The following is a 13,209-nucleotide window of genomic DNA, read 5'->3' as shown; positions in this document are numbered from 1 at the left end:
CTAGAATCGCTCGTATGGCCCAGCGGAACACGTGGCAGCGCGAGCGCGTGCGCGACGCCCTCACCGGCGCCGACGGATTCGTCAGCGCCCAGGCGCTGCACGCTCTGCTGCGCGACGAGAACACCGGCATCGGGCTGGCGACCGTCTACCGCGCGCTCGCCGGCCTGACGGCGACGGGCGAGGCCGACACGCTGCAGAGCCCCGACGGCGAGGCGCTCTACCGCGCGTGCTCGCAGGGCCACCACCATCACCTCATCTGCCGCCGCTGCGGCAAGGCCGTCGAGATCGAGGCGCCGCCCGTGGAAGCGTGGGCGCAGGAGACCGCCGCGCGTCACGGCTTCCGCGAGGCGGAGCACATGGTCGACATCTTCGGCCTCTGCGCGGAGTGCGCGGCCGAGAAGGACGCCGCCACCGCGTGACGGCCACGACCCGCGAGCGCGCCGACACGTCGCGCCCGGCCCGCGTCGCGGTCGGGCTGGGGGTCGGCGTCGCGCTCGTCGCGGCCCTCTTCCTCATCGACGCCCTGCTGCCCTCGCTGTTCTCCGACGCGCTCCCCACGCGCGCGCAGGACGGTCTCACGCTGGCGCTCAGCGTGCTCATCGAGTCGCTGCCCTTCGTCGTGCTCGGGGTGCTCCTCTCGATCGCCATCCAGGTCTGGGTGCCGCCGCACCTCATCGAGCGGGTGCTGCCGCGACGTGCCTGGGCGCGACGGGCCGTGCTGTCGCTGCTCGGCATGCTCATCCCGGTGTGCGAATGCGGCAACGTGCCGTTCGCGCGCGGCCTGCTCATGCGCGGCCTCGGCCCGGCAGACGCGCTGACGTTCCTCGTCGCCGCGCCCATCGTGAACCCCATCGTCATCCTCACGACCCACCAGGCGTTCGGATGGGATGGCGGCATCCTCGTCGCGCGCCTGCTCGGCGGGTACGCGATCGCGAACCTCGTCGGATGGCTGTACAGCCGCCATCCCGACCCCGAGCGCATGCTCACGGAGCGCTTCCGCGACACGTGCGACGCCGTCGCGCACGAGACGGGAGGGCGCGCGCGGCGCAGCCTCTCGCAGTTCGTCGTCGAGCTGCGCGCCGTCATGCCCGCCCTCGTCATCGGGTCGGCGATCGCGGGCGCGGTGCAGGTGCTCATCCCGCGCAGCGTTCTCGTGGCGGTCGGATCCAACCCCGTGCTGTCGATCGTCGCGATGATGCTGCTCGCGATCACGGTCGCCATCTGCTCCAACGTCGACTCGTTCTTCGCGCTCTCGTTCGCGTCGACGTTCTCGTCGGGGTCGCTCGTGGCGTTCCTCCTCGTCGGCCCGATCGTCGACGTCAAGATGATCGCGCTCATGCGCACCACGTTCACGGCGCGCGTGCTCGCGGGCATCGTCGTCGTCGTGCTGCTCGCCGCCTTCGTCATCGGGATCGGGGTGAACCTCGTTGCGTGATCACCGGATGGCCGCCCTCGGCACGCGCTGGCTCGGCGCGGGCCTCGCCTCGCTCCTCGCCGTCGTGACGATCGGCCTCGCCCTCACGGGCCGGCTGCAGCTGTACATCAACCCCGCGCAGGCGTGGTTCACGGTCGGGATGGCCGTGCTCGTGCTCGCGGGCGCTGTGTGGTCGTTCTCGCTCCCGCTCGGCGCGGAGTCGGAGCACGGCCACGACCACGGCGCAGATCTCGCACACGACGTCGACGCCGACCACGGGGCGGCTCATCGGCCCAGGCGGATGGCGCGGGGGGCGTCGGCGGCGTTCGTCGCCGTGGGGGGCGTCGCCGCGTCGGCCGTCGCCGTGGCGGCGCTCGTGCTGCCGCCCGCGTCGCTGTCGGTCGAGCTCGCCATGGATCGCGACACGGGCACACCGCCCCTCTTCGCCGGGGCGGACGAGGTCGTCCTCGGCGCCGCGGACACGAGCGCGTTCGGCGTCGGAGAGTGGTCGTCGGTGTTCGCGACCGCGACGAACCCTGACGCCTACACCGGCCAGGAGATCACGCTGACGGGATACGTCGCGCCCGCCGACGGCTCGGACGGCGGACTGCGCCTCGGCCGGCTCGTCATCACGCACTGCGTGATCGACGCGCAGCCGGCGTCGATCCCGGTGTCGGTCGCGGCCGACGCCGCCGGCGACTACCCCGTCGGGGAATGGATCGAGGTGCAGGGGGTCGTGACGGCCGATGCGGCCGGAGCCCTCGCCATCCAGCCCGAGACGATCACGGTCGTCGAGGAGCCGGAGGACCCCTATGAGTACTGAGGATCGCCCCCTCAGCCGCCGCGAGCTCCGCGAGCGCGCCGCCGCGGCGAATGCCACGGTGCCGCCGGACACGTCGGAGCCCCCGGCCGCGTGGGCCGTCCCTCCTGCGGACACGTCGGCCGTCCCTCCTCCGGTCGTTGAGCGAGGCGCCCGGGGGAGGGAGTCCTCCTCGCGGGGCTCCGACGACGCGCGGCGCCCGCGCGGCCGCTTCCTCGCGGCCGTCCTCGCCGTCGTCGGCGTGCTCGCCGTGCTCGCGGCGGGAGGAGCGGCGCTCAGCCTCGCGCAGGGACCGCGCGTCAGCTCCGTGCAGGTCGATCCCGCCGCGGCCGTCGAGGTCTCCGGCAGCCGGGTCGTGCTGACGGCGAACCAGGCACTCGCGGCGATCGACCCCGCGCAGGTCTCCGTGACGCCCGAGACCCCCTTCACGGTCGACGCGTCCGGGCGGATGGTCGGGGTGCGGTTCACGGTGCCGCTCGACGACGCGACCGAGTACACGATCGCGATCGACGGCGCGGAGAGCGTCGGCGGGGGGCCGGCTGCGACCCTCGAGGCGTCGTTCACGACTCCCGCCGCCGAGATCCTGCTGCTGCAGCGCGGCGCCGACGGCGAGGACACGATCTTCCGCAGCGACCTCTCCGGGGAGAGCGCCGTGCCCGTCTACTCCGCCGAGACCATCGACGACTTCCGGGCGACGTCCGACCGCATCGTCGTCTCGGTGCGGGAGGACGACGTCTCGCACCTCCTCGTCCTCGACCGCGACGGCGGCGACGCGCGCGAGATCCCGCTCCCGGGTGAGGGCGACGTGACGGGACTCCAGGTCTCCGCCCAGGGGCGCCTCGCCGGGTTCACGTACACCGACCACGGGCTCAGCGAGACGGAGGGGCGCGCGAGCGTGCTCTTCACGGTCGCGCTCGACGACGCCGACGCCGAGCCCGTGCCGCTCGTCGTGGCCGACGAGGAGCCGAGCATCGCGAGCTGGCGGTTCGTGCCCGACTCGACGGCGCTCCTCTACGTCGACTTCGCGGGCGATCTCGTCATCTACGATCCGCAGGCCGACGATCCCTCGCCCACCGTGCTCGGCCAGGCGATGTCGATCGACGCCGTCACCCGCGGCACGTACACCGCGTTCGTCGAGCGCCTCGACGCGGCGGGCGGCGTGCAGCTCGACCTCACGACGGGAGACGAGACCGCGCTCGTCGCGCCGGCCGACGACCTCGGCCAGGCGGGGCGGGTGCTGCCCGTGCCCGGCGGCGGCACGGTGCGCGAGTTCGTGACCTTCGGGGCGGACGGGGTGCCCACGTCCCAGACGGTGGCCTTCGTCGACGACGAGGGCGCCGCGACGCCGCTGTTCGAGGCGACGGGCGCCGATGGGCTGCTGCAGACGTGCGTGTCGCCGAGCGGGCGCTACATCGCGGCGCTCGTCGCCCCCGACCTCACGACCAATCCGTACGGGTACGACGCGCTGCAGCCGCTGCCGGCGACCGTGCGCACGCACATCGTCGAGATCGCGACGGGCGAGACGGTGTCGACGCTCGACGGCTTCGACATCAGCTGGTGCGATGTGGGCCCGTGGGACGGCGTCTCGGCATGACGGTCCACCGTGCCGAGCGCGCAGAGCTGCTCGGCCTGCCGGCGGACGTCGCGCCGCGGCTGCTCGGCGGCGTGCTCACGACGCTCGTGGACGGCGAGGAGGTCGCCGTGCGGCTCACCGAGGTCGAGGCGTACCACGGGCTCGGCACGGGAGACGTGCACGACGCCGGATCGCACGCGCGCATGGGCCGCACGGCGCGCAACGCCACGATGTGGGGCGAGCCAGGGCACCTCTACGTGTACCTCAGCCACGGCATCCACAGCTGCGTCAACGTCGTGTGCGGGCCGGACGGCGAGGCCGGCGGCATCCTGCTGCGCGGTGGTGAGATCGTGCGCGGCGAGCAGATCGCGACGAGACGGCGGATGGCCAGGGGCGTCGTCCGCGCGCCGCGCGATCTCGCGCGCGGGCCGGGGCGGCTCGGCGACGCCGTCGGTCTGCGCCATCCGCAGCACGACGGCATCGACGCCGTGGACGGGATGGAGCTCGCGGGCGCCGTGGCTCGGCTCGACCTGCCCGACCGGCCGGTCGAGGCCGTCGCGGGCCCGCGCGTCGGGGTGGCGGGGACCGCGGGGACGAGCGCCTTCCCCTGGCGGTTCTGGATCCCGGGCGATCCCACCGTGTCGGCGTTCAGAGCGGGCAGGGGCGCCGCCGTCTGAGGGCGGTGCCGAGTGCGCCCTGAGCATCTGCCCAGAACAAGACGACCGGTCTATTCTGGCGCGTAGCATGGGAGCATGACCCGCACCGCCAAGGCCGAGCTCACCCGCGACGCGATCCTCGCGACGGGCGAGGAGCTCATCCGCGCGAAGGGCTTCACGGGCGTCGGCCTGCAGGAGATCCTCGCGACGTGCGGCGTCCCGAAGGGCTCGTTCTACCACTACTTCCCGTCCAAGGAGGCGTTCGGCGTCGCCGTCCTCGAGCGCTACGTGGAGCGATACCTCGCCGCCGTCGAGGCGCTGCTCGCGGACGGCGGCACGGCGCATGAGCGCATCCGCCGTCTCGCTGAGGCCTGGGCGGGGCAGGCGGGGGAGGCATCCGCCGAGCGGTGCCTCGTCGTCAAGCTCTCCGCGGAGGTGTCCGGCTACTCGGAGCCGCTGCGCGAGACGCTCGACGACGGCGTGCGGCGCCTCGTCGCGCTTCTCGCGGTGACGGTCGCCGCCGGCCACGCCGACGGCAGCATCCCCGAGCGCCGCCCCGCGGCCGACCTCGCCGCCTCCCTGTACCAGCTGTGGCTCGGCGCCGCGCTCGTCGACCGGCTCCGCCGCGACGGCGAGGCGTTCCGCTCCGCGCTCCTCACGACCGACATCCTCCTGTCGTGAGCACGGGCCATCCGCCCGACCGACACGAACGAAAGGCATCACCATGCGCGCACTCGTCCACCCCGTCTTCGGCGAGGCCGTCGACGTCCTCGACGTTGCCGAGGTCACCGCACCCGAACCGGGCCCCGGCCAGGCGCGGGTCCGCACCGTGCTCTCGCCCATCCACAACCACGACCTGTGGACCATCCGCGGCACGTACGGCTACAGGCCCGAGCTGCCTGCGCGCGCCGGGACCGAGGCGGTCGGCGTCGTCGACGCGCTCGGCGAGGGCGTCGACGGTCTCGCCGTGGGCCAGCGCGTCGTCACGGGCGGCACCTTCGGCGTGTGGGCGGAGCAGTTCGTCGCCGACGCGGCCGGCCTCATCCCCGTGCCCGACGCCATCCCCGACGAGACGGCGGCGCAGCTCGTCGCCATGCCGTTCAGCGCGCTGAGCCTGCTCGACTTCCTCGAGGTCGGCGAGGGCGACTGGATCGTGCAGAACACGGCGAACGGCGCCGTCGGCCGGCTCGTCGCGCAGTTCGCGCGGGCGAGGGGCGTCCGGGTGCTGGGCCTCGTGCGGCGCGACGCCGGAGTCGACGAGCTCGCCGCCGTCGGCATCGGCGACATCGTCTCGACGGAGGCGGAGGGATGGCGCGAGCGCGCCGCCGCGATCCTCGCGGGCGCCGAGCCCCGCGCCGCGGTCGATTCGGTGGGAGGCTCGGCGGCGGGCGACCTGCTGTCGCTGCTCGGCGAAGGCGGCACGCTGGTGTCGTTCGGCGCCATGGCCGACGGCCGGCTCGAGGTGTCATCGGGCGACCTCATCTTCAAGCAGGCCACGCTCAAGGGCTTCTGGGGCAGCCGCGTCAGCGCGACCATGGCGCCCGAGAAGCGCCGGGCGCTCATCGGCGAGCTCTTCCAGCGCGTGGGCTCCGGCGAGGTCGCGCTGCCCGTCGAGGCCGTCTTCCCGTTCGAGGAGGCGCGCGCCGCGGCCGCCGCGAGCGCGGCCCCCGGTCGCGCAGGCAAGGTCCTGCTGCGCTTCTGACGCGGTCGGGTGCCCGCCCCGCGGAGCGGGCACCCGACTGTCACAGGCGCGCCGCGACCCACTCCCAGCTCGCCGCGGCGGACGCCTCGGGGGCCATGGTCGCGCGGTCGACCTCGACGATGACCCACCCGTCCCATCCCTCGGGGAGCGCGGCGAGCGCACCGTCGATGTCCATGTCGCCGAGACCCGGCTCGCGGAAGACGCCGCGGTCGGTCGCTGTGCGGTACGGCGTCGGCGTGCGGCGCGTGTCGGCGGCGATCCCGAGGTCGAGGTCCTTCACGTGGAGGTCGAGCACGCGGTCGGCGTGGCGCGCGATGAGCGCCGCGGGATCGATGCCCGCCCATGCCAGGTGGCCGATGTCGAACGAGGCTCCGAGGAGCGACGGCGGGATGGCCGCCAGCGTCCGCTCGATCTCCTCCTCCGTCTCGATCCACGTCCCGACGTGGTTGTGCAGGCCCGCGCGCACGCCCTCGGCGGCGAGCACCTCGGCGGCGCGGCCCAGCCCGTCGATCACCCGGTCGAGGCGACCGGCGTGGAAGCCCGCGCCGATCGCCGCGGCGTCGCGCGTGCGGAGGGCGGCGGGTGCCCACGACACCTCCGGCGCGAGGAAGACCGTGTCGAGGCCGAAGAAGAGCGACTCCTCCGCCTTGCGCCGCACGCCGTCGAACCAGCGCACGCCCTCGGCCGACGCCGGCTCGAAGAGCACGCCGTGGTCCTCGGGGAGCGCGACGCTCGCATAGCCCGGGGCGAGCGCGAGACCCGCGTCCTCGACCATCCGCCGGTAGTCGAAGAGCGTCTGCGTGTCGAGGACCTCCATCATGGTCGCGGTGAACCCCGACTCGCGGATGGCCCGCAGCACGCGCGGGTAGTCGGCGCGGAAGGCGGGGTCGGCGAACAGCCAGAGGTCCTCGCTGGCCGGGTCGTCGGGGTCGGCCTTGACGTTGATCCACGGGATCGGGTTGAGGGCGACGCGGTCGGCGCGCAGCAGGGGGCGGGAGGTCATGCGGGCTCCTTCTGATCGAGGCGGGTGGCGTGCGTGGCGGCGACGCGCGCGGTGATCGCGCGTGCGGCGCGGACGGCGGTGACGGCGCCCGTGAGCGTGGCGTTGGCGACGACGGGGGTCGGGACGACGCCGGTTCCGGCGAGGTAGAGGCCCTCGATCCCCCAGACGCCGCCGTCGGGCGCGCACACGCTCGTCCCGTCGTCGACGGGGCCGGAGCGGACGGTGCCGGTGAGGTGGAGCGACGATCCGGGCACGAGGTGCGCGCGCTCCGTCGCGGGGTCGAAGTCGCCGAACGCGCGCGCGGTCTCCTCCGCGACGGCGAGCGCGCGCTCGATGAGCGCGAGGTCGGCGTCGGAGTACGAGAACTCGATGCGCATGCGCGGCATCCCCGCGAGATCGCGCTCGTCGTCCGAGAAGGCCACGCGGTTCTCCGCCCGCGACTCGACCGGCGTGTAGAGCGACACGCCGACGGAGTGCGCGAGCGGCCGCCCGTCGTCGTCGAGGTAGGTGGAGTTCATCACCTGCCCGTGGAAGGGCTGGCCGGGGCCGTTCTGCGGGATCCAGAGCGAGTCGGTGCAGAACTCCCCCTCCCTCGCGCGCGGCAGGTCGTCGGGAGCGATGCCGAACCGGTCGAGGTCGAGGAGCGCCCGCGAGGCGATGAAGGCGTGCTCGTTGAGGTAGCAGCCGAGCGCGTCGGGGCGGATGCCCGAGGCGAAGAGCAGCTGCGGGGTGCGGAGGGCGTCGGCGCACACGAGCACCGTGGCGGCGCGCACCTCGCTCTCCGAGCCGTCGCGCATATCGCGCACGCGGGCTCCCGCGACGCGGCCGTCCTCGACGATGAGCGACGTCGTGAGCGCGCCCGTCGCGAGCGCGAACGCGGGGTCGGAGCCGTCGGCGAGGGGCGGGAAGACCGTCGCGGGGCTCGTGCGCCGCAGCACGCCGTCGGGGCCTGGACGGACCGCCATCGGCATGGGCTGCGGCCGGCGGTCGGCGGGTGCGCCGTCGCCGAAGCGCGCGTCGAGCACGTCGAGGACGCGGCGGCCGAGCGGGGTGGGGCCGATCGCGACGGGACGCACGTCGAGCGCGCGCCGCGCAGTCTCCAGGTCGTCCGCCCATCGCCCGTCGTCGGCGAACACCTCGGCACCCGCCGGCCACGGCGTCGCCGCCGTCCAGTGCACGCCCATTCCGCCGGCGTTCCACGCGATCGCCGTCGCGGGCATCTGCTCCGCGTCCTCCCCGAAGGCGAGGGTGTGGAACATGCCGGGCGGCACGTCGCGGATGTCGGCCGGCACGTCGCGCACGACCTCCGCGCCCGTGTACATGCCCTGGATGCCCGAGCTCACGCGGGCGTTGTACTGCGCCCACAGCGCGGGGTCGGCGATGTCGTGGAGGTGGACGCCCGGAACATCGCCGATGGGCGCCCCCGCGTCGAGCATCGCGATGCGCGTCGTCGGGTCGGCCTCGCGCAGCAGCCGTGCGGCGACGGCGCCCATGAGCCCGCCTCCCACGATGAGGACGTCGGACGGCGGCAGATGGATCACGGCAGCTCCTTGGCGGGGGCGGGGGTGGAAGGGGAGGCGGCGCCGAGGGAGACGACGGGTCCGAAGAGGGCGACGTCCATGCGGTCGAGTACGAACCGCAGGGCGCCGATGAGCGGGGCGTCGGCGCCCACGGAGGTCGCCTCGACCGCGATGCCCGCCGGCGTGCGCGCGCGGTCGAGAGCCGCCCGCACGCGCGGCAGCAGCAGGTCGGCGGCGTCCTCGGCGCCCCCGCCCAGGACGAAGAGCGAGGGGGCGACGGTCCAGGAGAGGGTGACGAGGATGGTCGCGATGTACTCGGCGTACTCGCCGACGAGGTCGAGCGCGGCTTCGTGGCCCGTGCGCGCGTTCTCCACGAGGGCGAGCGCCTCTGCGCGCTCTGACGGGTCCGGTGAGGTGAGCGCCCCGATGGGGTGGCTGTGGAAGGCGTCCGCGGGGAGCGAGGCTGCTTCGATGAGCTCCCCGGCGCCGCCCTGGAACCCGCGGTGCACGGTCCCGCGGATGAGCGTCCCGATTCCGGTGCGAGCGCCCAGGATGGCCCACACGACGTCGTCGTGGTCGCGCGCGACGCCGCGCCAGCGCTCGGCGAGCGCGCCGAGGTTGGCGTCGTTGTCGGCGAACCACGGCACGTCGATGCGCGCACCGAGCTCGGCTGGCAGATCGACGCCCTGCCAGCGGTCGGTGTTGACGAGGCGGCGGAGCACGCCGTCGTCGTCGATCGCGCCGCCCGAGGCGATGGCTCCCGCCCGCAGCCGGCCGAACGGCGCGCCCGCCGCGTCCGCCGCTTCGACGACGAGGTCCGCGACGATGTCGAGCGTGCGGGGCGGGTCGTCCGCGTCGGGCAGCTCGAGACGCGCGCGGCCGAGGATGCGCCCGCGTGCGTCGGCGACGACGGCCGACGCCTCGCGCGTGGTCACGCGCGCCGCCGCGAGCAGCGCGTGCTCGGCGCGCAGCTCGAACCGACGCGGCGGGCGTCCCGCCGATCCCGTCGTGGGGATGCGCGCGAGCTCGTCGACCCATCCCGCCTCGACGAGCTCGTCGAGGATGAGCTCGACCGTGCGCCGCGAGAGCCCCGCCGTCTCGGCGATGGCCGTCATGCTGACGGGCTCGGTGGCCACCGCGAGCGTGCGGAGCGTCACCGACGTGTTGACGCGCCGCAGCGCCCGCGGATCGAGACCGGCGATCATCCTGCTCCTCCTGTCACTTGAGCCCCGCCGCCGCGATGCCCTGGACGAAGTATCGCTGCAGCAGGAGGAACAGGATGAGCACGGGCAGCATGATGACGAGTGCGCCCGCGAGCACGAGCCCGTAGTCGAGCACGTGCGCCGAGGCCTGGCTCGTCGCGGCGAGCGCGACGGGCAGCGTGTAGGTCCCCGACGACTGCGCGACGACGAGCGGCCAGATGAAGTTGTTCCACGAGGTGAGGAACGACATGATCGTGACGGTCGCGACGGCGGGGCCGGCGAGCGGCAGGAAGATGCGGAAGAAGATGCGGAACTCGCCCGCGCCATCGAGGCGGGCCGCCTCGATCAGCTCGTCGGGGACGGACGAGGCGTACTGCCGCATGATGAAGATCGAGATCGGCAGCGCGACGCTCGGCAGCGCGATGCCCGCGAGCGTGTCGACGAGCCCGAGGTTGACGGTGATGACGAACTGCGGCACGAAGACGGCCGTGTACGGGATCATGAGCGCGGCGAGCACGGCGGCGAACGCGAGCCGCTTGCCGGGGAAGTCGAATTTCGTGAGCGCGTAGCCCGCCGCGGTCGCGGCGATGACGTTGCCGACGACGACGATCGCCGCGACGACGACGCTGTTCACGAGGTACGTGCCGAAGCCCACCTCCGTGAACAGGCGCGCGAAGTTGTCGAGCGTCGGCGCGGCGGGGAACCACGCCCCCGGCTCCTGACGGATCTCCTGGAGGCTCCGCAGCGACCCGGACACGACCCAGTAGAAGGGGAGGAGGGTGATGAGCGCCGTGGCGACGACGGCGGCGTAGAGGAGCGGGCGGCCGACGCGGGGCCGGCGGGCGACGGTCGATGCGGTCATGTGCGTGGCCTCAGGATGCGGAACTGGACGGCGCTCACGACGACGACGAGCGCGAGCATGACGAAGGACGCGGCCGACGACAGCCCGTATTCGCCGAACCCGAACTGACGGTAGGTGTAGAGCGCGACCGACTCGGTCGATCCGAGCGGCCCGCCGTCGGTGAGGAGGTACGGCTCGTCGAACACCTGGAGGTAGAAGGTGGAGAGCAGCACCGACACGAGGAGGACGGTGGGGAGGAGGAGGGGCAGCGTCACGTGCACCAGCCGGCTCCACGCCCCTGCTCCGTCGAGCGCGGCAGCTTCGTAGACCTCCTCGGGGATGGCCTGCAGCCCGGCGAGGAAGAGCACCATGGCCGTCCCGAAGTTGCGCCATACGCCCAGGAGGATGACGACGGGCATCGCGAGGTCGGTGTCGGTGAGCCAGTTCGGGCCGGCGAACCCGAACCATCCGAGCGCCTCGTTGACGGTGCCGTCGGCGTTGAACGCGTACTGCCAGATGAGGGCGATGGCGACGATGTTCGTCACGACGGGTGCGTAGAAGACGGTGCGGAAGACGCCGCGAAGGCGCCGGATGCCCGTGTTGAGGGCGACGGCGAGGGCGAAGCCCGTGAGCATCGTGAGCGGAACGCCGACGACGACGAAGACGGCCGTGTTGCCGAGGTCGGTGAGGAAGCGCGCGTCGCCGAACAGCCGGACGTAGTTCTCGAGGCCGACGAAGTCGACGGCGAACGGGTTCCTCAGGTCGCTTCCGCGCAGGTCGGAGAGGCTCATCGCGAGGGCGGCGATCGCGGGGACGGCCGTGTAGACGACGAAGACGACGGCGAACGGGGCGAGGAAGAGCCACGCGACGAGCGAGCGCCGGGCCGCGGGGCGGGGACGCCGCGTGCGCGCACGCGGCGTCCCCGGGGTGAAGGCGGTCATGAGCGGGAGGTCACTCCGCGCCCGTGCCGAGCCCGTCGGCGAACGACTGGATGTCGGCGGCCGCCTGCTCGGCGGTCTTCTGGCCCTTCGCGACCTGCTCGAGCTCCGTTCCGAGCTGGGCCGCGATCTGCGGCCACGTCGTCGACGCGGGGTAGGTCTGCGCCGTCTGGAGCTGGTCGTAGAAGGCGTCCAGCAGCGGCTGGTCGGCGATGGCCGGGTCGTCCCAGGCGGCGGCGACGGCGGGCATCGAGCCGTAGGCGGCGTACTGAGCGAGCTGCGTCTCGCTGTCCGCCATGTGGCGGATCAGCTTCCACGCGGCGTCGGCGGCGTCGCTGTCGGCGAGCACGCCCCAGTTGCCGCCCGCGAGCGCGCCGACGGAGCCGCCGTCGCCCGAGGGGAGCGGCGCCGTCGCGACGTGCTCAGCCGTCCAGCCGTCCTCGCCCGCCACCTCGTCGAGCTGGCCGATGACCCACGGGCCGGTGATGCTCGCGGCCGTCTTCGCGTCGACGAAGTAGGGCTGCGCGTCGAGGAACTGCGGGCCGTCGAGGTCGGCGACGCCGGAGGTGAAGAAGGAGGCGTTGTACTCGATCGCCGCGACCGTCTCCGGGGTGTCGAGCGTCCACGCCGTCGCGTCGTCGGAGAGCAGCGAGCCGCCCGCCTGCCAGATGAACTGCGCGAGGGTCTGACCCGTGTACTTGTCCCAGCCGATGTCGGCGCCGAGGCCGCGCTCGGCGCCGGCCGACTGGAGCGCCTCGAAGAACGGGACGGTCTCGTCCCACGTCGCGGGAGCGTCGACGCCCGCCGCCTCGGCGAGGTCGGACCGGTAGACGAGCGTGTAGGTGTACGAGTACCACGGCACCGAGTACGCCACGTCGTCGAGGACGCCGGAATCCCAGGCGCCGGGGAAGAACGACCCGGCGTCGACGAGTCCGTCGGGGACCGCGGCGAACGCGCCCGTCTCGAGGAACTGCGTCTCGGTCTCGGGGTAGAGCTGCGCGAGGTCGGGACCGGTTCCCGCGGCGATGGCGGAGCGCAGCTTCGTCTCGTACTCGGCTTCCGGCACGAGGGTGATCTCGAGGTCGAGGTCGGGATTGTCGGCGAGGAACGGCGCGAGCACCTCGTCGAGGACCTTGGCGTCGCCGTCGGGGGCCCAGAGCGACACGGTGCCGGTCGCGGCGGAGTCGTCGACGACGGTGTCGGCCGCGGCGGGGGCCGCTGCGTCGTCGGCGCGGCCGCAGCCGGCGAGGGCGAGGACGCCGACGAGGCCGAGGCCGGCGACGACGCGGAGCGTACAGGAGGAGGAGGGCATGCGGTGCTCGATTCTCGAGGAGGGGAGTGGAGCATTAGGTGCGGATGTAGCGAAATCGGGGGTGCCGCATCCGGGGACGACGTTAGGAAGGCGGTGTTTCGGGACCGTGTCCCGACCGTCACGAATAATTTCGGCGGTTGTAGCGAAATCGCGGAGACCATCCGCGTCGGCGACACGCCCGGATGTGCTAGGATCGTCGTTTGTCTGCGCACGCTCCTGTGCGCAGTT

13 protein-coding genes are annotated in these 13,209 nt (G+C 73.4%); 7 read left to right on the top strand and 6 right to left on the bottom strand.

Annotated elements, in window-relative coordinates; all coding sequences use genetic code 11:
- Positions 1-14 precede the first annotated feature (14 nt).
- The 7 genes from ABD998_RS07140 (at position 15) to ABD998_RS07110 (ending at position 6,165) form a co-directional block, all read left to right on the top strand.
- Positions 15-419 (top strand): Fur family transcriptional regulator, encoded by a 405-nt coding sequence (locus tag ABD998_RS07140; RefSeq protein WP_345437481.1) that lies wholly within the window; start codon positions 15-17, stop codon positions 417-419.
- Positions 416-1,435, top strand: a complete 1,020-nt coding sequence (locus ABD998_RS07135) for a permease (protein ID WP_345437478.1) — start codon at positions 416-418, stop codon at positions 1,433-1,435. Before ABD998_RS07140 ends, ABD998_RS07135 begins: the two co-directional genes overlap by 4 nt.
- A gap of 7 nt (positions 1,436-1,442) precedes the next feature.
- Positions 1,443-2,237 (top strand): TIGR03943 family putative permease subunit, encoded by a 795-nt coding sequence (locus tag ABD998_RS07130; RefSeq protein WP_345437476.1) that lies wholly within the window; start codon positions 1,443-1,445, stop codon positions 2,235-2,237.
- Positions 2,227-3,828 (top strand): Ig-like domain-containing protein, encoded by a 1,602-nt coding sequence (locus ABD998_RS07125; RefSeq protein WP_345437474.1) that lies wholly within the window; start codon positions 2,227-2,229, stop codon positions 3,826-3,828. Before ABD998_RS07130 ends, ABD998_RS07125 begins: the two co-directional genes overlap by 11 nt.
- Positions 3,825-4,484 (top strand): DNA-3-methyladenine glycosylase, encoded by a 660-nt coding sequence (locus tag ABD998_RS07120; protein WP_345437472.1) that lies wholly within the window; start codon positions 3,825-3,827, stop codon positions 4,482-4,484. The genes ABD998_RS07125 and ABD998_RS07120 overlap by 4 nt, the downstream gene beginning before the upstream one ends.
- Positions 4,485-4,559: 75 nt before the next feature.
- Positions 4,560-5,144 carry a TetR/AcrR family transcriptional regulator gene (locus ABD998_RS07115; protein WP_345437470.1) on the top strand — a complete coding sequence of 195 codons (585 nt, stop codon included), beginning with the start codon at positions 4,560-4,562 and terminating at the stop codon, positions 5,142-5,144.
- A gap of 43 nt (positions 5,145-5,187) precedes the next feature.
- Entirely contained in the window at positions 5,188-6,165 is a 978-nt protein-coding gene (locus tag ABD998_RS07110) for a zinc-binding dehydrogenase (protein ID WP_345437467.1), read from the top strand.
- A 40-nt stretch (positions 6,166-6,205) separates the two neighbouring features.
- Here ABD998_RS07110 and ABD998_RS07105 read toward each other — a convergent pair whose 3' ends face one another.
- Genes ABD998_RS07105 through ABD998_RS07080 form a run of 6 tightly spaced genes read right to left on the bottom strand, consistent with a single transcriptional unit; the run spans position 6,206 to position 12,981 of the window.
- On the bottom strand, positions 6,206-7,168 hold the full coding sequence (locus ABD998_RS07105; protein ID WP_345437465.1) for a sugar phosphate isomerase/epimerase family protein: 963 nt from the start codon (positions 7,166-7,168) through the stop codon (positions 6,206-6,208).
- Positions 7,165-8,709 carry a GMC oxidoreductase gene (locus ABD998_RS07100; protein ID WP_345437463.1) on the bottom strand — a complete coding sequence of 515 codons (1,545 nt, stop codon included), beginning with the start codon at positions 8,707-8,709 and terminating at the stop codon, positions 7,165-7,167. Before ABD998_RS07100 ends, ABD998_RS07105 begins: the two co-directional genes overlap by 4 nt.
- Positions 8,706-9,893 carry an ROK family transcriptional regulator gene (locus ABD998_RS07095; RefSeq protein ID WP_345437461.1) on the bottom strand — a complete coding sequence of 396 codons (1,188 nt, stop codon included), beginning with the start codon at positions 9,891-9,893 and terminating at the stop codon, positions 8,706-8,708. Before ABD998_RS07095 ends, ABD998_RS07100 begins: the two co-directional genes overlap by 4 nt.
- 13 nt (positions 9,894-9,906) lie before the next feature.
- The gene (locus ABD998_RS07090; RefSeq protein ID WP_345437459.1) at positions 9,907-10,752 is read right to left on the bottom strand and encodes a carbohydrate ABC transporter permease; all 846 of its coding nucleotides are present in this window, start codon (positions 10,750-10,752) and stop codon (positions 9,907-9,909) included.
- Positions 10,749-11,672, bottom strand: coding sequence for a carbohydrate ABC transporter permease (locus tag ABD998_RS07085; RefSeq protein WP_345437457.1), 924 nt, complete (start codon positions 11,670-11,672; stop codon positions 10,749-10,751). Before ABD998_RS07085 ends, ABD998_RS07090 begins: the two co-directional genes overlap by 4 nt.
- 10 nt (positions 11,673-11,682) lie before the next feature.
- The gene (locus ABD998_RS07080; protein ID WP_345437455.1) at positions 11,683-12,981 is read right to left on the bottom strand and encodes an extracellular solute-binding protein; all 1,299 of its coding nucleotides are present in this window, start codon (positions 12,979-12,981) and stop codon (positions 11,683-11,685) included.
- Positions 12,982-13,209: the final 228 nt, after the last annotated feature.

Origin of the sequence: Microbacterium gilvum, from assembly GCF_039543865.1 — a bacterium.
Taxonomy (GTDB): Bacteria; Actinomycetota; Actinomycetes; order Actinomycetales; family Microbacteriaceae; genus Microbacterium; species Microbacterium gilvum.
This window is presented reverse-complemented; position numbering and strand designations above follow the sequence as displayed.